At 64.2% G+C, this 22,116-nt stretch carries 22 protein-coding genes and 1 tRNA gene; 11 read left to right on the top strand and 12 right to left on the bottom strand.

Annotation, left to right across the window (positions count from 1 at the left end):
• Window positions 1-72 precede the first annotated feature (72 nt).
• The 5 genes from purU to ASD80_RS12100 all read right to left on the bottom strand — a co-directional run bounded on the left by purU (window position 73) and on the right by ASD80_RS12100 (window position 5,470).
• Window positions 73-927 carry a formyltetrahydrofolate deformylase gene (gene purU / locus ASD80_RS12120; RefSeq protein WP_056233132.1) on the bottom strand — a complete coding sequence of 285 codons (855 nt, stop codon included), beginning with the start codon at window positions 925-927 and terminating at the stop codon, window positions 73-75.
• Window positions 928-1,202: 275 nt separating this feature from the next.
• Window positions 1,203-2,012, bottom strand: a complete 810-nt coding sequence (locus tag ASD80_RS12115) for an ABC transporter permease subunit (RefSeq protein WP_056233130.1) — start codon at window positions 2,010-2,012, stop codon at window positions 1,203-1,205.
• Window position 2,013: 1 nt separating this feature from the next.
• The gene (locus ASD80_RS12110; RefSeq protein WP_056233128.1) at window positions 2,014-2,967 is read right to left on the bottom strand and encodes an ABC transporter permease subunit; all 954 of its coding nucleotides are present in this window, start codon (window positions 2,965-2,967) and stop codon (window positions 2,014-2,016) included.
• Between the two features lie 187 nt (window positions 2,968-3,154).
• Window positions 3,155-4,303, bottom strand: a complete 1,149-nt coding sequence (locus ASD80_RS12105; protein ID WP_056233126.1) for an ABC transporter ATP-binding protein — start codon at window positions 4,301-4,303, stop codon at window positions 3,155-3,157.
• Window positions 4,304-4,378: 75 nt separating this feature from the next.
• The gene (locus tag ASD80_RS12100) at window positions 4,379-5,470 is read right to left on the bottom strand and encodes a polyamine ABC transporter substrate-binding protein (RefSeq protein WP_056233124.1); all 1,092 of its coding nucleotides are present in this window, start codon (window positions 5,468-5,470) and stop codon (window positions 4,379-4,381) included.
• Window positions 5,471-5,903: 433 nt separating this feature from the next.
• On the opposite strand from ASD80_RS12100, the gene ASD80_RS12095 reads away from it, so the two are divergent.
• From ASD80_RS12095 to ASD80_RS12080, 4 genes are all read left to right on the top strand, one after another.
• The gene (locus tag ASD80_RS12095) at window positions 5,904-6,851 is read left to right on the top strand and encodes a pseudouridine-5'-phosphate glycosidase (RefSeq protein WP_056233122.1); all 948 of its coding nucleotides are present in this window, start codon (window positions 5,904-5,906) and stop codon (window positions 6,849-6,851) included.
• A complete protein-coding gene (locus ASD80_RS12090) occupies window positions 6,848-7,732 on the top strand; it encodes a carbohydrate kinase family protein (RefSeq protein ID WP_056233121.1) in 885 nt (294 codons plus the stop codon). The genes ASD80_RS12095 and ASD80_RS12090 overlap by 4 nt, the downstream gene beginning before the upstream one ends.
• Window positions 7,733-7,948: 216 nt before the next feature.
• A complete protein-coding gene (locus tag ASD80_RS12085) occupies window positions 7,949-8,431 on the top strand; it encodes a hypothetical protein (protein ID WP_056233119.1) in 483 nt (160 codons plus the stop codon).
• Window positions 8,428-8,790, top strand: a complete 363-nt coding sequence (locus ASD80_RS12080) for a DUF1304 domain-containing protein (protein ID WP_056233117.1) — start codon at window positions 8,428-8,430, stop codon at window positions 8,788-8,790. The genes ASD80_RS12085 and ASD80_RS12080 overlap by 4 nt, the downstream gene beginning before the upstream one ends.
• A 152-nt stretch (window positions 8,791-8,942) precedes the next feature.
• Here ASD80_RS12080 and ASD80_RS12075 read toward each other — a convergent pair whose 3' ends face one another.
• Window positions 8,943-10,334, bottom strand: a complete 1,392-nt coding sequence (locus ASD80_RS12075; RefSeq protein WP_056233114.1) for a M20/M25/M40 family metallo-hydrolase — start codon at window positions 10,332-10,334, stop codon at window positions 8,943-8,945.
• A gap of 128 nt (window positions 10,335-10,462) precedes the next feature.
• Between ASD80_RS12075 and ASD80_RS12070 the strand changes: the two genes are divergently transcribed.
• Window positions 10,463-11,233 carry a FadR/GntR family transcriptional regulator gene (locus tag ASD80_RS12070; RefSeq protein ID WP_056233481.1) on the top strand — a complete coding sequence of 257 codons (771 nt, stop codon included), beginning with the start codon at window positions 10,463-10,465 and terminating at the stop codon, window positions 11,231-11,233.
• A gap of 29 nt (window positions 11,234-11,262) precedes the next feature.
• On the opposite strand, the gene ASD80_RS12065 is transcribed toward ASD80_RS12070, so the two are convergent.
• Both ASD80_RS12065 and ASD80_RS12060 read right to left on the bottom strand, forming a co-directional pair.
• Window positions 11,263-11,338 (bottom strand) — tRNA-Ala (locus tag ASD80_RS12065).
• Between the two features lie 74 nt (window positions 11,339-11,412).
• Window positions 11,413-12,426, bottom strand: a complete 1,014-nt coding sequence (locus ASD80_RS12060; protein ID WP_056233113.1) for an NAD-dependent epimerase/dehydratase family protein — start codon at window positions 12,424-12,426, stop codon at window positions 11,413-11,415.
• Between the two features lie 65 nt (window positions 12,427-12,491).
• Here ASD80_RS12060 and ASD80_RS12055 point away from each other — a divergent pair, with 65 nt between their 5' ends.
• Window positions 12,492-13,061, top strand: a complete 570-nt coding sequence (locus ASD80_RS12055; protein ID WP_200950303.1) for a TetR/AcrR family transcriptional regulator — start codon at window positions 12,492-12,494, stop codon at window positions 13,059-13,061.
• Between the two features lie 244 nt (window positions 13,062-13,305).
• On the opposite strand, the gene ASD80_RS12050 is transcribed toward ASD80_RS12055, so the two are convergent.
• The 3 genes from ASD80_RS12050 to ASD80_RS12040 all read right to left on the bottom strand — a co-directional run bounded on the left by ASD80_RS12050 (window position 13,306) and on the right by ASD80_RS12040 (window position 16,835).
• Window positions 13,306-14,310 (bottom strand): Gfo/Idh/MocA family protein, encoded by a 1,005-nt coding sequence (locus tag ASD80_RS12050; protein WP_056233108.1) that lies wholly within the window; start codon window positions 14,308-14,310, stop codon window positions 13,306-13,308.
• A 291-nt stretch (window positions 14,311-14,601) separates the two neighbouring features.
• Complete coding sequence (locus ASD80_RS12045) at window positions 14,602-15,408, bottom strand: siderophore-interacting protein (protein ID WP_056233107.1); 807 nt, start codon at window positions 15,406-15,408, stop codon at window positions 14,602-14,604.
• Window positions 15,409-15,515: 107 nt separating this feature from the next.
• Window positions 15,516-16,835: an NAD(P)H-dependent oxidoreductase gene (locus ASD80_RS12040; RefSeq protein ID WP_056233105.1), complete on the bottom strand. Its 1,320-nt coding sequence runs from the start codon at window positions 16,833-16,835 to the stop codon at window positions 15,516-15,518.
• Window positions 16,836-17,055: 220 nt separating this feature from the next.
• Here ASD80_RS12040 and ASD80_RS12035 point away from each other — a divergent pair, with 220 nt between their 5' ends.
• From ASD80_RS12035 to ASD80_RS12020, 4 genes are all read left to right on the top strand, one after another.
• Window positions 17,056-17,346: an STAS domain-containing protein gene (locus tag ASD80_RS12035; RefSeq protein WP_056233103.1), complete on the top strand. Its 291-nt coding sequence runs from the start codon at window positions 17,056-17,058 to the stop codon at window positions 17,344-17,346.
• Window positions 17,343-17,711, top strand: coding sequence for a response regulator (locus tag ASD80_RS12030; protein WP_056233101.1), 369 nt, complete (start codon window positions 17,343-17,345; stop codon window positions 17,709-17,711). The genes ASD80_RS12035 and ASD80_RS12030 overlap by 4 nt, the downstream gene beginning before the upstream one ends.
• 34 nt (window positions 17,712-17,745) lie before the next feature.
• Window positions 17,746-20,139, top strand: coding sequence for a chemotaxis protein CheA (locus ASD80_RS12025; RefSeq protein WP_056233099.1), 2,394 nt, complete (start codon window positions 17,746-17,748; stop codon window positions 20,137-20,139).
• Between the two features lie 82 nt (window positions 20,140-20,221).
• On the top strand, window positions 20,222-20,710 hold the full coding sequence (locus tag ASD80_RS12020; protein ID WP_056233097.1) for a chemotaxis protein CheW: 489 nt from the start codon (window positions 20,222-20,224) through the stop codon (window positions 20,708-20,710).
• 142 nt (window positions 20,711-20,852) lie between these two features.
• Here ASD80_RS12020 and ASD80_RS12015 read toward each other — a convergent pair whose 3' ends face one another.
• Entirely contained in the window at window positions 20,853-21,206 is a 354-nt protein-coding gene (locus tag ASD80_RS12015; protein ID WP_056233095.1) for a hypothetical protein, read from the bottom strand.
• Window positions 21,207-21,415: 209 nt separating this feature from the next.
• On the opposite strand from ASD80_RS12015, the gene ASD80_RS12010 reads away from it, so the two are divergent.
• Complete coding sequence (locus tag ASD80_RS12010; protein ID WP_056258388.1) at window positions 21,416-21,964, top strand: chemotaxis protein CheD; 549 nt, start codon at window positions 21,416-21,418, stop codon at window positions 21,962-21,964.
• The last annotated feature ends 152 nt before the right edge of the window (window positions 21,965-22,116 follow it).

Raw genomic sequence — 22,116 nt, 5'->3', positions numbered from 1 at the left:
GCGTTCAAAGCGGCCCTCATGGTGAGGTGCGAGTTCTTCACGAGCCTCGAACCACGAGGGCGTGCCACAGCCCTACCCGAACACCACCGTCTTCTTCCCGTTCAGCATCACCCGGCTCTCCAGGTGCAGCTTGACCGCCCGAGCCAGCACCCGGCTCTCGATATCCCGTCCGGCGGCCACCAGGTCATCGGGGCTCATGGCATGGGTGACGCGGGCGGTTTCCTGCTCGATGATCGGGCCTTCGTCGAGGTCGGGCGTCACGTAATGGGCGGTGGCGCCGATGATCTTGACGCCGCGCTCGTGGGCCTGGTGATAGGGCTTGGCGCCCTTGAAGCTGGGCAGGAACGAGTGGTGGATATTGATCACCTGCCCGAAGAGGCGGGTCGAGAGGTTGTCGCTCAAAACCTGCATGTAGCGCGCCAGCACCACGAGGTCGGCGCCCGTCTGCTTGACCAAAGCCAGCACCTGTTCCTCCTGGCTCGCCTTGGTGTCCCTGGTCACCGGCAGCAGGTGGAAGGGGATGCCGGCATCCTCGGCGATCTTTTGCGTATCCGGGTGGTTGGAAATGATCGCTGCCACCTCGGCGTCGAGCCAGCCGACGCGGATCTGGTAGAGCAGGTGCAGCAGCGTGTGGTCGAACTTGGAGACCATGATGACCACGCGTTTCTTGCGCGCATCATCGGCCAGGCTTGTCTTCATCGAAAAGCGCTCGATGGGCGATTTCAGCGCCCGCTCGATGGCGTCGCGCCCCACGCCATCCGGCGCGGTAAAGGCCAGCCGCATGAAGAAGCGGTCGGTCTCGCGGTCCCAGAACTGGTTGGATTCGGCGATATTGGCGCCCAAAGCGGCCAGTTCGGTGGTGATGGCGGCGACGATGCCGGGGCGGTCGGCGCAGGAAAGGGTGAGAACGAAACTGGCCGCGGACATCGCAGGACTCCAACAAATCTGGCCAGCGGTATCAATGGCTTGAGGCGCTCCGTCAAGGGCGCAGCAAAAAGGGCCGCCCCGCGGGACGACCCTTCCTGAGTGTATCGGCCTCGAGTGCCGAGGAAGGAGGTGCTAGCCGAGATCACTCCCGATCAGCACTCTATATCCCAGACCTTCTTCGAGTACCAAAATCTCAAAAGACACTGGATCACCTCCTTCACGTTGGTTGAACATGAGGGGAGCATGACCCCGTTTGCCGCGCCTGTCCAGCCCGGTCAGCCTCGCGCCCTTTTCGGGCGGGCGCGCAGTTGCAAAATCGTCGCAGCCAGCACGCCCAGCGCCACAATGGCAATAATGATCGTCGCCAGCGCATTGACGTCGGGCGAAACGCCCAGCTTGACCTTGGAAAAGATCACCATGGGCAGGGTCGACGAGCCCGGTCCCGAGACGAAGCTGGCAATGACCAGGTCATCCAGCGACAGGGTAAAGCCGAGCAGCCAGCCCGAAACCAGCGCCGGGGCGATGATGGGCAGGGTGATGTCGAAGAAGGTGCGGAGGGGGGAGGCGCCCAGGTCCATGGCGGCTTCTTCAAGGCTCCGGTCGAAATCGCTGAGGCGCGACTGCACCACGACGCAGACATAGGCGGTGCAGAAGGTGGCGTGGGCGATGACGATGGTCAGCATGCCGCGGCCCTGCGGCCAGCCCAGGGTGGATTCCATGGCCACGAACAGCAGCAGCAGCGCCAGCCCGGTAATGACATCGGGCATGACCAGCGGCGCCGAGACCATGCCGGAAAACAGCGTCCGGCCCTTGAAGCGGCGGAAGCGCACCAAAGCCACGGCGGCCAGCGTGCCCAGCACCAGCGCAATGGAGGCGCTGATGGCGGCGATCTGCAGGCTTAGCCAGGCGGCGCCCAGCAATTGCGGATCGCTGAACAGCTCGCCATACCATTTGGTGGAGAAGCCCGACCAGACGGTGACCAGCTTGCTTTCGTTGAACGAGAAGATGACCAGCGAGACGATGGGCGCGTAAAGAAACGCGAAGCCCAGGGACGCGGCGATGGGAAGGAACCAGCCCCGGCGCATGCTACTTCTCCACCACGGCGCTCTGGGCGCGTTGCAGCAGCATGATGGGCACGACCACCACGACCAGCATGGCCATGGCGACGGCGGCGGCGCGCGGCCAGTTGGTATTGGTGAAGAACTCGTCCCACAGCACCCGGCCGATCATCAGCGTACCCGGCCCGCCCAGCAGCGAGGGGATGACGAATTCGCCGATGGCCGGAATGAAGACCAGCATGGAGCCGGCGACGATGCCCGGCATGGATAGCGGCAGGGTGACCGAGAGGAAGGTGCGCGCCGGGCGGGCACCAAGATCGGCGGAGGCCTCGAACAGGGCCGTGTCGAGCTTCACCAGCGTCGTATAGAGCGGCAGGATCATGAAGGGCAGGTAGGTGTAGACGATGCCGACATAGACGGCAAAATCGGTCTGCATCATCACCAGCGGCTCGATGCCGAACAGGCCAAGGAACTGGTTGATCACGCCATTGCCGCGCATGAAGCCGGTCAGCGCATAGACGCGCAGCAGGAACGAGGTGAAGAAGGGCAATACCACCAGCATCAGCAGGATATTGCGCCAGCGGTCGGGCGCGCGGGCGATGGCATAGGCCATGGGATAGCCGATCAGGAGCGTGATGACGGTGGCAATGGCGGCGATGCGGATCGAGCTCAGATAGGCCGCGACATAGAGATTGTCGGTGAAGAGGCGGATGTAGTTGGACAGGTGCAGCGTCAGTTGCACCGTGCCCTCCTCGGTCGACAGCAGGGCCGAATAGGGCGGGCGGCCGAACTGCTTGGTGGCCAGCGATATGCCGAACACCACCGCCAGCGGCACGAGGAAGAAGACCAGCAGCCAGAGCACCGGCGCGATCAGCACCAGCATGCGCCCGGTAATGCCGACCCGGGCAAGGCGGCGCTCGACGGCGTTCCAGGGGCGCAGCCGCCGGGGCGGGGGGATTGTGGGTTCGTGGGCGGTGGTCATGGGTACAGGCTCCCGGCCAAGGGGACGCTATTTGCCCGCGAGCACCGCGCGGCACCTCCCCCTTGACGGGGGAGGTTGGGAGGGGGTGTCGGGAGCCCCGATATGCGGGCTCTCACCCCCCACCCTTGATCCCTCCCCGCAAGGGGGAGGGTGTCGACTGATTGGTCGGTGGGCACAAAATGCGTCGTCATACCGTCAGCACCGAACCGGAGGTGTCGCCCCAGGTGACATAGACCTGTTCGTCCCAGGTGATGGCGTCGGGATTGCCGCGCACCGTATTGGTCTGGGTCACGCGCAGGCGCATGCCGCTGTCGAGCAGCACCTGGTAGACGCTCATGTCGCCGAGATAGCCGATATCCTCGACCATGCCGCGGGTCACGTTGGCGCCGTGGATGCCGGCTGGCTTGTCGCGGCTCAGATGCAGCTTTTCGGGGCGGATGGCCCACCACAGGATCTGGTCGGGGGCGCAATCGACGCCGTGGCCCACATGGATGTCGCAACCCAGTTCGTCCGAGCGGATGCGGACATGGTCGGGCTCGTCCTCGGTCACGACACCCTCGACCATATTGGCGGAGCCGATGAAATTGGCCACGAATTTGGAATTGGGGAATTCGTAGATGTCGGTGGGCTCGCCGATCATGGCGATTTCGCCCTGGTTCATCACCCCGATGCGGGTGGCCAGCGACATCGCCTCTTCCTGGTCATGCGTCACCACGATGAAGGTGACGCCCAGCGTTTCCTGGATCTTGACCAGTTCGAACTGGGTTTCCTCGCGCAGCTTCTTGTCGAGCGCGCCGAGCGGCTCGTCGAGCAGCAGCAGCTTGGGGCGCTTGGCGAGGGCACGGGCCAGGGCCACGCGCTGCCGCTGGCCGCCCGAGAGCTGATGCGGCTTGCGCGCGCCATAGTCCTGCAGCTTCACCAGCGCCAGCAATTCGGCGACGCGGGCTGATATCTCGGCCTTGGGCAGGCCATCGCGCTTGAGGCCATAGGCGATATTCTGCTCCACATTCATATGCGGGAATAGCGCATAGGACTGGAACATCATGTTGACCGGCCGATTGTAGGGAGCGACCTGGGTCATGTCCTGGCCGTCGATTTCGATCGTGCCGCTGGTCGGTGTTTCAAAGCCCGCCAGCATGCGCAAAAGCGTCGACTTGCCCGAACCGGAGCCGCCGAGCAGGCAGAACAGTTCGGACTTGTAGATATCGAGTGACACGTCATGCACCGCCGAGACATCACCGAACTTCTTGGTGACGTTCCTGATCCGCACGAACGGCTTTGCCTTGGGGTCGCGCCAGGGCCGCGTGTCGATAGCAAGCTGGGGTTTTTTGGCCATTACACGGTCCTGGGCGCAGTCATACAGGGCTGCTGGTAAGCTGGGGGCGGCCGGTGCCGCCCCCGGATGAACGTCCTACTGGCCGGTCTTGATGCGGGTCCAGGTGCGAGTCAGCACTTCCTCGAAGTCGGGGCTGTGGGCGCCCATGACGAAGGCCTTGGCGATGGTTTCGGCCGGGGCATAGATGCCCGGATTGGACTTGACCTCTTCATCGACGAACTCGGTCGCGGCCAGGTTGGGGTTGGCATAGAACACGTAATTGGTGATCGCGGCCACGACCTCGGGCTCGAGGATATAGTTGATGAAGGTGTGGGCGTTTTCCGGATGCGGCGCATCGGCCGGAATGGCCAGGAAGTCGAACAGGGTCGCCGCGCCTTCCTTGGGAATGACATACTGCACTTCGACGCCATTGCCGGCCGACGCCGCGGCATCGGCGGCTATGAAGATGTCGCCTGAATAGCCCAGGGCCACGCAGATTTCGCCATTGCCCAGGTCGTCGATATACTGCGACGAGTGGAAGTAGCGGATGTAGGGCTTGACCGAATTGAGCAGTTCCTCGGCCTTGGCCAGGTCTTCCTCGTTCTCCGAATTGGCGTCGAGCCCGAGATAGTTGAGCGCGATGCCGGTGACTTCGGAGGGGCTGTCGAGCAGGCTGATGCCGCAGGAGGCGAGCTTTTCGGCATATTCGGGCTTGAAGATCAGGTCCCAGCTATCGGTGGGGGCGTCGGCGCCCAGCGCCTCGGCGACCTTGGCGACATTGTAGCCATAGCCGATGGTGTTGATCATATAGGGCACGGCATGGGCATTGTCGGGGTCCTGGCCGGCGGCCGTGGCCATCACGGCCGGGTCGAGATTGCCTAGATTGGTCAGCTTGGATTTGTCCAGCGGCAGGATCAGGCCGGCCTGGATCTGGCGTTCGAGGAAATTGCCCGAGGGGACCACGATGTCGTAGCCGGAATTGCCGGCCAGGAGCTTGGCATCGACGATCTCGTTATTGTCGTAGACGTCGTAGTTGACCTTGATGCCGGTCTTCGCCTCGAAATTGGCGATGGTGTCTTCGGCGATATAGTCGGACCAGTTGTAGATATTGAGCACGGCTTCTTCCTGGGCCAGTGCCGGGCTGGCGACCATGACGGCGCCGAGGGCAAGTACGAGCGACTTGTTCATCTTGGATTGAGCTCCTGTTCGAAAGTTTTGGTCTTTTTGGCGTTACGGCGCCGGGGCGCGGCATAATCGGGCGCCGGAGGCGCAGACGGGTCAGTCCCGGGCGCTCATCTTCGAGGGCCCGGATCGGTCGGTCCGGTCTGGCATGCTGGTGCGGAAAAAGAGCGCTCGGAAGCGCTGGGCAAATCGGCTGGACTGGGCCCGGAGCCGGGCGCGTATCGATCCACGCCTATGGCGCGATCAACGGTAATCGTCTGCAGCGAAGTGCCCTTTCCACGCTGGAGTTTTACGAGGGCAACCTAGAGCCAAATCGCTGGGGCGACAAGCATGTGGCGCCAAGATTCCGCAGGGGTTGACGCCGTCGCGCAACAAGGCGCAAAACCCGCGGCAACAGGGCCGAAGCGGCCGCAACCGACAAATGTGAGCGAGTGAGACGATGAGCGCCAAGGCCTACCTTTCCATTAGCCCCGAGGTGAAGAAAGCGCTCGCCGCCGGCCGGCCGGTGGTGGCGCTGGAATCGACCATCATCACCCATGGCATGCCCTATCCGCAGAACCTCACCATGGCCAACAATGTCGAGGCGGTGATCCGCAAGCATGGCGCGGTGCCCGCCACCATCGCCATAATGGATGGCCGTTTCTGCGTCGGCGTTTCGGGCGAAGACCTCGAGCGCCTGGCGCTGGAAGGCGGCAAGGCGGCCAAGGCCAGCCGCCGCGATGTGTCGGCCCTGCTGGTCAAGGGCGAGATTGCCGGCACCACGGTCGCCACCACGATGCAGATCGCGGCTTTGGCCGGCATCCATGTCTTTGCCACCGGCGGCATTGGCGGCGTGCATCGCGGCGCCGAGGAAACCTTCGACATTTCCGCCGATCTTGAAGAGCTGGGTCGTACCCCCGTTGCCGTCATCTGCGCGGGCGCCAAGTCGATCCTCGATATCGGCAAGACATTGGAAGTGCTCGAAACCAATGGCGTTCCGGTGCTCGGCTATGGCACCGACGAATTTCCCGCCTTCTGGGCGCGCAAGAGCGGCCATAAGGTCGATCACCGCTTCGATGACGTGGCCGATATCGCCAAGGTCGTCGCCATGCAGGTCGATCTGGGCCTGGGCGGCGTGCTCGTCGCCAATCCCATCCCCGAGGCCGATGCGCTCGATCCCGCGGCCATCGAGGCGCGCATTGCCGAAGCCATTGCCGGCGCCGAGCAGGAAGGGGTTTCCCGCAAGGATCTCACGCCGTTCCTGCTCAAGCGCATCTTCGAATTGACCGACGGCAAGTCACTGGTCTCCAATATCGCCCTGGTCGAAAACAATGCCATGGTCGCCGCGCAGATCGCTGTGGCCATGGCCGCCCGCATCCCGCCCAAGCCGGCCGTGCGTCGCGCATGAGCCGCAAGGTTCTCGTCGTCGGCGACGTGATGACCGATGTCATCGTGGTGCCCGAAGGCCCCCTCGTCAAAGGCAGCGACCGCCGCGCCACGGTGCGCAGCCGCCCCGGCGGCTCGGGCGCCAACCAGGCGGTGTGGCTGGGCGCCATGGGCGCCGACGTGGTGTTCGCCGCCCGCGTCGGGGCCGAGGACAAACCCATGTACGAGAATTATTTCCGCGGGCTGGGCGTGGTGCCGGTGCTGGCAGGCGACCGCGAGCAGCCTTCGGGCGTGCTGGTCACCATTGTCGATCCCGATGGCGAGCGCAGCTTCCTCACCGATCGCGGCGCCAATCTCAATCTGTCGTCCGCCGACCTCAGCGAGAGCCTGCTCGACGATATCGGCATGGTCATGGTCTCGGGCTACAGCTTCTTCGCGCCCGGCCCCCGCGCCGCCGTGCAGGGCCTCTTTGCCGCCGCGAAAGCGCGCGGCATTGCCGTCGCGGTCGATCCGGCCTCGGTCGGTTTCCTGCTCGAAGTCGGCGCCAGCCAGTTCCTCGACTGGACGGCGGGCGCCAATGCCATTTTCGCCAATGAAAGCGAGGCCGAAGCGCTGACCGGCGTCACCGGCTGCGACGCGCAGGTGCGGGCTTTGGGCGCCCATTACGACACGGTCCTCATCAAGCGCGGCAGGCTCGGCGCCGTGCTGGGCGGCCGCAACGGCATCCGTCTCGACCTTCCGGCCCCGGCCGTGACGGTGGTCGATTCCACCGGCGCCGGCGACGCCTTCGCCGCCGGCTTCATCGCCGCAAGGCTGGCGGGAGCGGCCGAACCGGAGGCGCTCACCAAGGCCATCGAAGCGGGCGCCAAGGCGGTGCAGTCCATTGGCGGGCAGCCAGGCTGAGTGCCACGCCCTCCTGGTTCGAGGGTCGCAAGTGCTCCCGCCTCACCATGAGGGCTACTGGGATACCGAGCCAGGAGTAGCCCTCATGGTGAGGTGCGCGTTCTTCACGCGCCTCGAACCACGAGGGCGTGCCCCCGCCCCAATTCCCCCGCATCCGCAAGCAACCTTGCCCGCAGCCACCCCGGCGTGGCATGACCTATCCAGCGGAGACCGGACATGAAGACCTTCATCGCCACCCTGACCGCCACCCTGCTCCTCGCCAGCCCGGCTTTTGCCGATGGCAAGATTTATGTGCAACTGCCCGATCTCAGCAGCATTACCGGCGCCGAGGCCGAAGCCTTCCTCAGCGAGGTGGTGCTGGCCAATGTCGTCTCGTCCAATTGCCCGGACTTTGCCATCACCGACGAGGAATGGTCGCTGCTGACCGACAGCGCCGATATCCTGGCGCGCGAACAATTGGGCCTCAGCGTCGACGACTATGACAGCCAGTTCTATGGGCCGGCCTTCGACGCCATAGATCGTCCCGAAACCTGCGCCGAGGCCGGTCCGGGCGTGCAGCCGACCCTCGACCGGCTGGTCGAACTGGGCGGCTCGCGCGCGGCTTTGCCCGACCAGGATGCGGCCTATGCGGCCGAACAGGCCCGCCACGCATCGTGGGATGCAGCACCCGACCAACCGAGAAAGACCAAGATCAAATGAGCGTCATCGCCCTCATCCTCATTGCCCTGGTGGCCCTGCTCCATATCTACATCCTCATCCTCGAAATGTTCCTGTGGACCGGCCCGCGCGGGCAGAAGGCCTTCGGCCTGACGCCTGAATTTGCGGCCGAGACCAAATCGCTGGCCGCCAATCAGGGGCTCTATAACGGGTTCCTGGCTGCCGGCCTGATCTGGAGCCTTGTGCATCCACAGCCGGAATTCGCCTGGCAGATCGCCATGTTTTTCCTCGCCTGCGTCGCGGTAGCCGGCATCTACGGCGCCGCCACCGCCAGCCGGAAAATATTGTTCATTCAGACCGTCCCGGCGGTGGTGACCATGCTGGCGGTGATGTATTTGTAGGGGCGGAATTCTCAGTCGTCTCCCTCCCCCTTTGCGGGGAGGGATCAAGGGTGGGGGATGGCTGGCCCCGATATCCGGGCTAAACGACACCCCCTCCCAACCTCCCTCGTCAAGGGGGAGGAGCCGCTCCGTGGTTGGGCTGCGATCGAGACCTACCCCGCCAGGCTCGCCAGCACCCGCACCCAGCTCCGGATACCCCGGTGATAGCTGTCGAGATCATATTTCTCATTCGGCGAGTGGATCTGGTCGTCCACATGGGCAAAGCCGATCAGCAGCGTATCGAGCCCCAGGATGCGCTTGAAATCGCCCGCCACCGGAATGGACCCGCCCGAGCCGGTCACCACGGCCGGCTTGCCCCATTCGCCTGATAGCCCCGCCAGCGCCCGGCGCAGATGCACGCCATCCGAAGGCACGGTGATGGCCGGCGAGCCGCCATGCGCGTGGAAGCTCACCGAGCAATCGGCCGGAATGCGGTCCTCGACATGCTTGCGGAACGCGGCGCGGATTTTCTCCGGCTGCATGCCCGAAACCAGGCGGAACGATATCTTGGCGCTGGCCTTGGCCGGGATCACCGTCTTGAAGCCGTCGCCGGTATAGCCGCCGATCATGCCGTTGATTTCGCAGGTCGGCCGCGCCCACAGCATTTCGAGCACGCTTCGGTCCTGTTCGCCTGCCGGCAACGATAGCCCGGCCTCGCCGAGAAAGGCCTTTTCGTCGAAGCCCAGTCCCTGCCACTGCGCCTTGAGCTCGGGGCTGATCTCGGCCACGTCGTCGTAGAAGCCGGGCAGGGTCACCGAGCCGTCGGGCGCGCGTAAGGATGCGATGATCTCGGCCAGCACCTGGTTGGGGTTGCGCGCCGCATTGCCGAACATGCCGGAATGGAGGTCCTTGTCGGCGCAGGTGATTTCCACCTCCTCGGCCACCAGCCCGCGCAGCATGGTGGTGATGGACGGCGTCTGGCGGTCCCACATGTCGGTGTCGCAGACCAGGGCGATATCGGCCGCGCCGAGCTCGGCCCGGTTGGCTTCCATGAAGGGCGGCAGGTTCTTGCCGCCGCTTTCCTCCTCGCCCTCCAGCATCAGCGAGACGCGCAGAGGCAGCGATCCGGTCACCTCCGTCCAGGCACGGCAGGCCTCGATGAAGGTCAGCATCTGCCCCTTGTCGTCCGAAGCCCCGCGCGCCACGATGATCTGGCGGCCCTGCGCGTCGGTCTTGAGCTGGGGTTCGAACGGATCGGTATGCCACAGCTCCAGCGGATCGACCGGCTGCACGTCATAATGGGCATAGAACAGCACATGCGGACCGACCTGTTCGGGCCCATGCGCCACCACCACCGGATGGCCCGGCGTCGGCCGGGCTTCGGCGGCAAAGCCCAGCCCGTTGAGCTCATTGGCGATCCAGTCGGCGGCGCGCCGGCATTCGGCGGCATAGGCGGGGTCGGTGGAGATGGATTTGATGCGCAGCAAGGCGTAGAGCCGTTCGAGGCTCCGGTCGAGCCCGGCATCCACGCTGGCGAGGACGGCGTCGATCTGGTTGGCGGTCATGCGGTTGATTCCCTTTTTGCCGCTACACTCGCCCGCCATGGCGCGCCCTGTCCAGCGCCGGTTGCCGTCGGGCTTCGGGTCGGATAGTTCATATAGTAACACTAATGGCGAGGGGAGAAGGCATGGCGATGCGCGACACGCCGGAAAGGACGACGAGCGAACTGATCGCCTCGATTGCCGGCCGCGTGCCATTGCGGAACCTGCATTCGCAGGTGCTGTGGCAGCTCGGCGTCGCCATTGTCGGGGGCGATTATCCCGAAGGCTCCATCCTGCCGTCCGACAGCGAATTGCTGGCGCGGTTTGCCGTGTCGCGCACCGTCTTGCGCGAGGCGCTCAAGACCCTGGCGGCCAAGGGCATGATCGAGGCCCGCGCCCGCATCGGCACCCGCGTCCTGCCGCGCCAGCGCTGGAACCTGTTCGATTCCGACGTGCTGTCCTGGCATTTCGAAACCGGGCCGGATGTCGAGCTGCTGCGCAGCCTCGCCGAAATCCGCATCGGGGTCGAAGTGGAATCGGCGGCCCTGGCCGCGTCCCGCCGCAGCGACGAACAGGCCGAGGCCCTGCTCGCCATTGCCAACCGCATGGGCGAAGCCAGGACGCCCGAGGAATTCGCCCGCACCGACCTAGCCTTCCACCGTACCGTGGCCGAAGCCTCGGGCAATCCCTTCATGGCCTCGGTCAGCGCCCTGGTCGAACTGGCGCTCACGGCGGCCTTCACCATCAGCTCGCCGGTTGAGGATGCCGCGCTCACTGCCGCCGCGGTCAAGTCGCACACCCGCATTGCCCGCGCCATCCAGGCGGGCGACGCCGACGAAGCGCGCCTCGCCATGAAAGCCGTTATCACCGAAGGCTTCGGCCGCGCCGCCGCGCGAATGGCTGAAAACCAGCCAAAACGCTGAACGGCTTTATGTCGAGGAAAGTATCGGAATGGTGGAGCTGAGCGGGATCGAACCGCTGACCTCGTCATTGCGAACGACGCGCTCTCCCAACTGAGCTACAGCCCCGTTCCGACGGATGCTGATATGAACAATAATCGGGGCGAGGGCAAGGGGGGTAAAGGCGCCTTGTTGGCGCTTTCTTAAACCAGCCCATGCGCCACCAGCGTCTCCGCTGTGGCCATGATGGCGTCCGGCGCTGGCGTGAGTTCACGGCCCAGTAGTGCCGCCGCGTCGCTCGAATCGAGCTGCTTGGGCAGGCCCAGTTCGGCCAGATTGCCCCGCACGTCGCGATCGAACAGGCCATAGAGCCGCACGGCCCAGTTGGGCATCTGGCGGCGTGGTACGCGCCGGTCGGGGTAGCGCGCCGCCAGCAGGTCGGCCACCTCCTTGAACAACAGCGTCCGCTCGCCCATGGGGAAACGTTGGCCGCCAGCCTCGGGCGTCGTCATCGCCGCCACATGGGCGGCGGCCACGTCGCGCACGTCGATAATGGTGATGGGAATGCGCGGCAAGGCCGGCACCGAACCATTGAGCAGGCGCTGGATCAGGATGGCCGACGTGCCCGGATCCTCGTCGAGCAGCGGCCCGAAAATGCCGCTGGGATTGATCACCGCCAGGGCCTCGCGCCGGCTGGCCGCGTCCATGATCTCCCATGCGCGGCGTTCCGCCAGGGTCTTGGATTCCTGGTAGAAGTTGACGCCGCGGCCATCGAGGTCGGTCCAGTCATCGGCGGTGAAGGCCGTCCGGCTCCGGTCATGGCCATAGGCGATGGCCGCCATGGACGAGGTCAGAACGATCCGCTCGGCGCCCGCCGCGTTGGCGGCGCCGAGCGCTCGCGTGGTGCCTTCCACGGCCGGGCCGATCAGGTCCATCTTGTCTTGCGGGATTTCGAGCACGAAGGGCGAGGCGGTGTGCTGCACATAGCGGCACCCTTGGGCGGCTTCGCGCCAGCCGGCATCGTCCATCAGGTCGAGCGCCACGAATTCGAGCCTCGATATATCCGCGCCGGCCCTGGCCAGCGTGTCACGCACCTTGTCGGCGCGCTTGAGGTTGCGCAGGCTGCCCCGGACGGTGTAGCCAGCATTGAGCAATTGGAGGGCGACATGGCCGCCGAGAAAGCCGGATATGCCGGTGAGCAGGACGCGGTCGGACATAAAATTCTCCCTTACGAATTGAACGATAGGTATGATAATCGTTCAATATGTTCAAGAGTGGAGTCGTGAATTTGAGTCCGGCGGCCAATGACAAGGGAGCGGAGAAGCGACGGCGCATCCTCGATGCGGCGCGCCTGCTGATGCTGCGCGAGGGCCTGCGCGGCACGACGATGGAGGCGATTGCCCGCGAGGCGGGCATGGCCAAGCCCACGCTCTATGCCCAGTTTGCCGACAAGGAAGCCGTGTTCACCGGCATCCTCGACGCGCTCAGCGACGCCCTGGTCGCCGGTTTCGACGCCGGCATGGCGGGTCCGGGCAGCGTGGCCCAGCGCATCGGCGCGGCCATGGCCGGCAAATATGGCGCCATCGCCCACGTCATCGAAGGCTCTCCTTTCGCCGAGGAGCTCTACGCCACCCATAGCCGTGTCTCGAGCCGCTTCCGCGCCCTCGATGCCCGCATGAACGAGGAAATCGTCGCCGCCCTCAAGGCGGCCGGCGTGGCCGAGCCCAGTGAGCTCAACCGCCTGATCCAGGCCGCCAGCTACGGCGTCGCCCGCAAGATGATCGACGAGGCGTCGGTGCGCGCGGCGATCCCGGTGCTGTGCGAGCGGTTGATCGGGCCGGAACTGGCATAAGCCGGCAGTCCGCCCAGATCTGCGGTGGCACTATTCCATCGGCTCCTGCCCACCCTCCCCCTTGAGGGGAGGGTAGCGCCGCTCGGCCCGAAGGGCCGTAGCAGAGCTGGGGAGGGGGTGCCTCAGTGGTTCACTGACAGACCCCCACCCTCATTCCCTCCCCTCAAGGAGGAGGGAGGCGATGAACACTGCCATCGCGACCTGCACCCCCGAGGGCAGAGACGGTGGGCGTTGGTGCCTCAGGCTAAACCGCCACCCAGCCTCCAGTCTTCTCGCTCTCGAACACCGCATCGATCACCCGCATCGAGGCAATCGCATCCTCGATTCCCCAGGGCAGTTGCTTCTCGCCCAGCACCGCCAGCGCAAACGCCTCGGCCTGCTCGGTATATTGATCCACCGCCGGCAGGATTTCCCGCCGCGCCAGCGAGCCGTCGAAGGGGGCGCCGGTATCCACCGTGATGGCGGTGCGCTCATTGGCCGGGGCATTGAAGGGGATGATGACTTCGAGCTTGGCCTTGCTGCCCAGCACCAGCACGCGCTGATGCGGCGCGGTCTGGGTCGAGCAGGTGAAATTGAGCTGCCGTCCATTGCCGAAATCGGCGATGACGCTGGCCAGCTTGTCGGTGCCGAAGGTTTCGTCGCGCTCCACCAGCGAGACGACGCGCTTGGGCTCGGCTTCAAACAGGAAGCGGGCGGCGGTGATGGGGTAGCAGCCGATATCCATGATGCCGCCGCCGCCGATATCGGCCTGGTTGCGCACATTATTGGGGTCGGCGTTGAAATAGGTGAAGGCCGCATTGATGGCGCGCACCTCGCCCAGTTCGCCCGAGCGGATGATTTCACGGGCTCTGGCCCATTGCGGGTGGAACCGCACCATGAAGGCTTCGAGCACGATGGCTTCGGGCGGGCACTGGCGCAGGGCTTCGGCGTCCTTGGCATTGAGCGCGATGGGCTTTTCGCACAGCACATGCTTGCCCGCTTTGGCCGCCGCCACCGTCATCGGCACATGCAGGTGGTTGGGCAGGGGATTGTAGATGGCGTCGATATCGGGATCGGCAAACAGCGCCTCATAGGAGCCATAGGCCTTGGCAATGCCCAGCTTGTCAGCGGCCTTGCGGGCCTTGCCCAGGTCGCGCGAGGCAATGGCCACCACTTCGGAATGTTCCGAAGCCATGATACCCGGCGTCACCTTCTGCATGCCGATATTGGCGGTGGACAAAATCCCCCAGCGGACTTTCTTGCTGCTCATGACGCACTCCTGTTTGGTGCGCAGAGCTTTAGCGGCAGGCCGGGGGATTGGCTAGTATGGAAGAGCGGAACTGGCAATGTCGCGCCGCAAGCACCGTGCCCCCTTCTCCCCTCGTGGGAGAAGGTGCCCGAAGGGCGGATGAGGGGGCGCCGGACTACCTACAAGCCCTGAAGCATAGGATGACGCAGTACCCCTCACCCGCAATTTCCTCTGAACGAGGAAATTGCCCCTCTCCCACAAGGGGCGAGGGGTGGCTCCACTCCAAGGCGTCAACAGAGAACCAATAAGCGCTCAATGATCCTCATGCGCATCGGCCACGCCCAGCCGCCAATAGCCGGCGGCCTTGATATACTGGGGGTCGAAGCCGCGCTCGTCTTGCAGATGCGCCCGTACCGCCTGGGACATGCCGACTTCGCCGGCAATATAGGCATAGGCCGCGCCCTCCGGAAAACTCAGCCCCTTGATGGCATCGAGCACCAGGCTCGTCCTGCCGGCGGCGGCGCCATTGCGGTGGACATAGTGCAGGCTCACATCCGCTGCCGATGTAAAGCGCTGTTCCTCGGCGGCATCGGCCACTTCGATCACGGCGATGATCTTGCTGCCGGCAGGCAGTTCCTCGATGCGTCGGCCGAGCGCGGGCAGGGCGGTTTCGTCGCCAGCCAGCAGGTACCAGTCATAGGCTGATGGCACGACGATCGAGCCGCGCGGCCCGCCGATCACCAGCTTGCTGCCGACCTGGGCTTCGGCCGCCCAGCTCGAGGCGGGGCCATCGCCATGCAGCACGAAATCGAGGTCGATCCAGCCGTTGTCCACGTCCCAGGCGCGCGGGGTATAGTCGCGCATGTCCGGGCGCTCGCCCTCGGCGAATTCGGCGCCGCGCGGACCGATGGGCACCAGCTTGGGCTCGACGCCTTTGGGGAAGAAGAATGCCTTGATGTGGTCGGCATGGCCGGGCGAGGCGAAGCCCTCCATGTCGCCGCTGAAGCGGACGCGGCGCATTTTCGGTGTGATGTCGGTTATATCAGTGGCTTCGAGCAGGCGCATGCGCGTGTCGTGGCGGATGCGTTGCGGCGCGCGCGGATCGATGGAATCGGTCATGGGAAAATTCCTGAATTATTTAGTCAGGAATTAATCCGGCGGACCGCGAAAATCAACCGGTCGAATGCGTCGATGCTAACAGTGTGCTAACCAATTCGGCCCTGATGCTAATGGGCGAGGCCCAGCATGCGATCCTGCGCCTGGCGCAGCGCGAAGAGGCGGGTCGAGGTGTCCGGCTGGCTGTTGGCCCGGGTCAGCAGTTCGCCCTTTTTCACCGGCGCTGTCACCTTGCCGCCCTCCAGCAGGCCCACCGGCACCGCCCCGGCGGCACGGCTGTCGGTGATGGTCATGGTGTAGCTGCGATAGCAGGTTTCTCCAATGGCATCAAAGGTTTCGCCGGTCGCAAGATCGCGCTTTGCCACGGCACAAACCTCGGCTACCGGCTGGGGCAGCGGCACCATGTCGGGCTTGCCATGCAGCATGATCCGGGCACAGGTCAGCGGCACTTCGAGGCTGGTCAGGTGATAGGGCCGGAAGAAACTGTAATAGGGGCCATGCCCGATATGAAGATCATCCATCCGCTCGATGATGCGGGGATGCTCAGCCTTGACGATCACGAAGACGCCAGGCGCCACGCCCTTGCCGATGGTGAAATCGACAACGCCAGAGCGGTTGAGAATCCCGCCATCCGCCTTTGGAATCAACACCTTGGCCATGTCGTCGCGGTCGGCTTTCGGCCCGTGCATGCCCGGCACATCGGGCACCAGCCCGGTGGCATTGGCAATGGCGCACATCTCCACCATGGTCTTGGAGCCATCGACGAATTCCACCAGCATCCTGGGGTTCATGTTGCGGCGGGTCGCCTCTTCCCGATAGTCGTCGGGCACCGCATCGTGACGCAGGGGATTGTTCTTGCCTTTGCCGGCGGCGACGATGGGCAGGCCCAAAGCTGTAACGAATTCAATCAGTTCCATGCAGGAGCTGGGCTCATCCCCGGCGCCCACGGAATAGACCACGCCCAGTCTGTCGGCCTGCGCCTTGAGGTAGGGCCCGATGGTGACGTCGGCCTCGACATTCATCATCACCAGATGCTTGCCATGTTCCATGGCGAGCAGGTCATAGTCGGCGGCGACGCCGGGCTTGCCGGTGGCGTCGATGACGACGTCGATATTGTCAGTGGTGACAAGGGTTTCGGCCGAGGTGATGGCGATCTTGCCGGCCTCAATGGCGGCCAATGCTTGGGCCGGGCTGTCGGCGACCTTGCCCATCGAATCCTCGCCATAGGCGATGGTCATGGCGTCGAGCGCGGTATGGGGGCGGCGGGTGGCGATGGCCGCCATCTCGATGCCGGCCATCAGGCTCATCTGGGTCACGAGATCGGTGCCCATCTCGCCCGAGCCGATGACCCCGACGCGGATCGGCTTGCCGGTTTCGGCGCGGGCGGCAAGGTCGCGGGCGAGGCCGGTCAGGGCGATTGAGCTGGTCATGGCAGGTCCAATTCGAATAGGCGTGCTTGGGTTACCCCCCTCCCGTCGCCCGCCGCAAGGGAAAAGCGCGGTTGTGCCAGAACGGGTCGGAGGCGGTGGCGCCAGTGCCATGGATGCAAGGCGGAAACGCGGCAATCCCGATCGGCATCAAGGTTAGCACTTCTTAAACCGTTCCCATGGAAACTGCCGCTTGGAGAAAACTCCGGGGGCATCAATCGCCATGGTCAGCAAGACCAAGAAATCCGTCGCCTTGCCAGCGGTCATCGACCTTGACTCGCTCGACGGCATCCGTGACGGCCTGATCGACGCGATCGAGGAGGGACCGGTCACCGTGACGGCCGGTGCGGTCGAGCGCGTGTCGACCAATGCGCTGTTCATGCTGATCAGCGCGGCCGAAACCGCCCGGAGAAATCATTTTGACTTTGCCATTGAGCAGCCGAGCGCGGCCCTTGTGACCGCCATCGAGCGCCTGGGTCTCAGCACCCAGTTTTCGGGGATGATGAGAGGATGACGACTTTGCGGGTTCTCACGGTGGACGATTCGAGGACGATCCTCGCCATGCTGCACCATACCCTCTCCAATGCCGGGTTCGAGGTGCTGCAGGCCGAAGACGGCAAGCAGGGGCTCGACGTGCTCAAGACCGAGACGGTCGATGTTGTCATCACCGATATCAACATGCCCGTCATGGACGGTATCGAATTCATCAAGAATGTGCGGGCAACGGGCAATCACCAGAGCCTGCCCATCCTGATCCTCACCACCGAAACCAGCCAGGACAAGCGCGACCAGGGCAAGGCGGCCGGCGGTACGGGTTGGATCGTCAAGCCGTTCGATCCGGAAAAACTCATCTCGGTCATCCACCGGGTCGTGCACTAAGCCCCCAGAACCCAGAAGGGTTGGACGTGTTCGCATGAGCGATCTCGACGATTTCAAAGCCACATATTTCGACGAATGTTCGGAGCTTCTGACCGAGCTCGAGGAGCAGTTCGCGGCGATCGAGGCCGGTGAGCGCGATGCGGACCGGCTCAATGCCGTGTTCCGCGCCATCCACTCGATCAAGGGCGGCGCCGGCGCCTTCGGCTTCTCGGCGCTGGTGGGCTTTGCCCATGCCTATGAGACGCTGCTCGACTATGTGCGCGATGGCCGTATCGAGATGAGCGACGACGTGGTGACGCTGTGCATCCGCGCCAACGACATCGTGGCCGACCACGTCAAGGCCGCCCAAACCGGCGAGGCCCTGCCGGCCGATTACGGCATGGACGAAAAAGAGCGCTTCGACGCCCTGGCGCGCGGCGATGCCGCTGCCGGCGACGATGAAGGCGGCGATCCGCTCGACGAATTCGACATCGAATTTACCCCGGTCATGGTCAATCTTGACGCGCCCGAGGCTCCGGCTGCAATGGCTGCAGGCGAGGCACCGGTCGACGATGCCTTCGATTCCGCCCCGATGCAGATCGAGCCGGGTCATTGGGAAGTGCGCTTCACACCGCACCGGGCACTCTATGCCCGCGCCAACGATCCGCTGCTGCTGTTCCGCGAACTGGCGGCTTTGGGCGAGATGCATGTCCGCGCGGTGCTGGAAGAGATTCCGCCGCTGAGCGATTTCGAGCCCTTCGCGGTCTATTGCTCGTGGGAGATCACCATGATCTCCTCCTCGCTCACTGAAGCGATGATCCGCGAGGTCTTTGAATTCGTCGAAGGCGATTGCGATATCGCCGTGGCCCAGCTCGGTAGCGCCGCTGTAGGGTTCGATATCCCGCCAGCGCCCGAACCGGTTGTGGCGCCGCCCAAGGCTGCCGCCAAGCCGACCATGAGCGATGAGCCCGATCCGGCCGACTTGCTGGCCCTGGCCGATGACGAGGTGGCCAGCCTGCTCGATTTTTCCGGCGATAAGGATGTGGCGCCCGAACCGCAGTTCGCGCCCGAGCCGGAACCGGCGCCGGTCAGTGTGCAGGACAGTTTCGAAGAGCCGCCGAGTCTGAGCTTTGCCGAACTGGCCGAGACCATTCAGCCAAGCCCGATTGCCAAGCCGCCCGCGCCGGTCGCCGTTGCAGCGGCTCCAGTGCGCGTTGCGCCGCCGGCCGCCCCGAGCGAGGGCGAAGAGAGTGGTGGCAATCGCAGCGTCGGCGTACAGTCGATCCGCGTCGATCTCGACAAGGTGGACCGCGTGGTCAACATGGTGGGCGAGCTGGTCATCACCCAGTCCATGCTCACCCAGCAGATGGATGAGACGTTGCGGGCGCGCTATACCGAACTGGTGCGCGGCCTCGAAGTGCTGGCGCAGACGACGCGCGGGCTGCAGGATTCGGTGATGGCGATCCGCGCCCAGCCGGTGAAGTCGGTGTTCTCCAGAATGCCGCGCCTGGTACGCGAGCTGGCGACCAAGACCGGCAAGAAGATCAAGCTCGAAACCATTGGCGAGAACACCGAAATCGACAAGACTGTCATCGAGCAGTTGAGCGATCCGCTGACCCACATGATCCGCAACTCGGCCGACCACGGTATCGAGACGCCGGACAAGCGGCTGGGCCGCGGCAAGAACGAGACCGGCACGATCCGCCTTTCGGCCGAACAGGCGGGCGGCAATATCCTCATCATCGTCGAGGATGATGGTGGCGGCATCAATCGCGAGCGCGTGCTGCAGGTGGCGCGCGACAAGGGTGTCGTGGCGCCCGACATCAATCCGACGGACGAGCAGATCGACCAGCTCATCTTCGCGCCCGGCTTTTCGACGGCCAGCGAAGTCAGCGATATTTCCGGCCGCGGCGTCGGCATGGACGTGGTGCTGAGCAACATCAAGAAGATCGGCGGCTCGGTGCATGTCCGCTCCTGGACCGGCAAGGGCACGCGCATGACCCTGCGCCTGCCGTTGACGCTGGCGGTGCTCGATGTGATGCTGGTCAAGGTCGGCGAGAGCCCCTATGTGGTGCCGCTCTCCTCGATCGTCGAAACCATTCAATGTTCGCGCGCCAGCTTCGAGCGGGTGCCGTCAGGCGGCCAGGTGCTGCAGGTGCGGGGTGAATATGTGCAGGTCATCGACCTGGCGCAGCGCTTCGAGATGGTCACCGAGACGGACCCGGAAAACCGGTTCGTGGTGCTGTGCGAGGCCGAAGGCTCGGCCAAGGTGGCGCTCATCGTCGACGACATCATCGGCCAGCAGCAGGTGGTGATCAAATCGCTGGAAGAGAATTTCGAACGCGTGGACGGCATTGCCGGTGGCACGATCCTCGGCGACGGCAATGTCGCGCTGATCGTGGACGTGCAGGGGCTGAAGACCACGATCGTTCACAAGAATGCGGCGTAAAACCCGCCGGACTTAAACGCGGCTTTAAGCGGCCGCTGGTAAAAGCGTAGCCGTCCAGAACAGGCGGCAGAAAGGCAACGAAATGGAAGCGCTCGGTTTGCGTGACGACATCGGCGACAAATCGGCCGTTGCCGCCCAGAATTCCCTGCAGTTGATCGCCTTCTCGATCGGTGAACAGACCTATGGCGTGGAAATCACCACAGTCCGCGAAATCCGCGCCTGGAACGGCGCGACGCCACTGCCCAATACGCGCGAATTCGTACGTGGCGTGATCAACCTGCGCGGCACGATCGTCCCGATCTTCGACCTGCGGGCCCGCTTCGGCGACGGCCAGACCTCGCCCACCAAGAACCATGTCGTGGTGGTGATGAGCGTCGGCGACAAGTGGGTCGGCATCCTGGTCGATGCGGTCAGCGACATTCTCACGGTCAGCCGCGACGACATCCACAATGTGCCGGAAGGCAATTCGATCGATACCGAACTGCTCAACGGCATCGTGACCCATGAGAGCCGCATGGTCGGCTTGATCGACCTGCATGCGGTGGTGAGCGGCGCCAAGATGGACGGTTAGGCCGCTAGTTGTCGTCAATGAATCGAGGGGCGCCGCTGGCGCCCTTTTTCATTTTCGGCCTGCGGCGACCGATGGCAGCGCGATAGCGCCATGCAAAAAGGGCGCCCCATGGCGCCCGTCCATTCCTGCCAATATTGCGGATCTAGAACAGGTCGACGTCGCCGTGGCTCTGGTGGGCGGCGATGCCTGAGAGGGCGGGGACGCGCAGTTCGTCGAGCGTCAGGCTCGACCAAATCTCGTCATAGACGCTGTCGGGCGCGTTGGAGGGCAGCAAGGCGAACTGGCGGACGGCGAGCGCCATGTTGTGGCAGCGCTGCTCGATGCGATCCTGGCCCTGCAGGGCCGTGACGATCATCTGGACGGCCTCGTTGATGGTGGCGTCCTTGCTCAGGTTCTTGTCGGCAAGAAGGTCTAGCGCTTCCGTGATGCCTTCTAGCATCGACGCCGTCTGGCGCGCCGTCTCATCGAGTTCTCTCGCGAGTTTCTGCAGTGACATAAAGATTGAATCCTAGCCCCGTTCAGACCACCCTATCGCAGTATTTCTAAAGCTCTTCTTGCCGAATTTGGCGGTGTGGTATTCCTCCGTCGGCGTGGTTAGCAATTGGCTAACGAGTTTTCCGCTACGATCCGAACCATTGGCGCGTTGGGGTTGCAAGACGACAAATGGTATTGCCGAACTCTCTACCACCCGAATTCGATCGTGGGGTGGTTACGACCGTGCACCAGGGCGATTGCCATGTCTCCGATGCGGCCGACCTCACCTATTCCACCGTGCTGGGCTCCTGTATCTCGGCCTGCGTTCGCGACCGGGTGGCCAATGTGGGCGGCATGAACCACTTCCTGCTCGCCGAGCAATCGGGCTCTGCCAAGGACCGCTACGGCGCCTCCGCCCGCTATGGGGCGTTCGCCATGGAACAGCTCATCAACAAGGTTCTCACCAAGGGCACCGGCAAAAAGGCCAATCTCGAAATCAAGGTGTTCGGCGGCGGCAAGATCAATTCGGCGCTGGACGATGTCGGCCGCAAGAATATCGACTTCGTGCGGCAATTCCTGCTCGATGAAGGCTATGTCGCCATCAGCGAAGATCTGGGTGGTACCTATGCCCGTCGTGTGCTGTTCAAGCCGCATTCCGGGCGTGCCTTCGTCAAGCGTCTCGACAGCGATGTGGGTGACAATGTGGCGCGCGAAGAAGCCGCGATCGCCAAGCGCCGCATCGTGCTGCCGGCGCCGGTCGACGATATCGAACTCTTCTAGATTCGCTTTGAGGCTTGAGCCGGGGCCGCCTGCCGTTGGCGGCTCCCTGCGCTCCGGTTCTCGCTCACCACCATTTTAGGCAGGTCCATGCTCGGGCCTCTTCGCAAATCGCACTGGGCGTGCCGAAACAGGACAAATCTTCAGATTGTCGC

This window comes from Devosia sp. Root635, from assembly GCF_001427605.1.
GTDB lineage: Bacteria > Pseudomonadota > Alphaproteobacteria > Rhizobiales > Devosiaceae > Devosia.
This window is presented reverse-complemented; position numbering and strand designations above follow the sequence as displayed.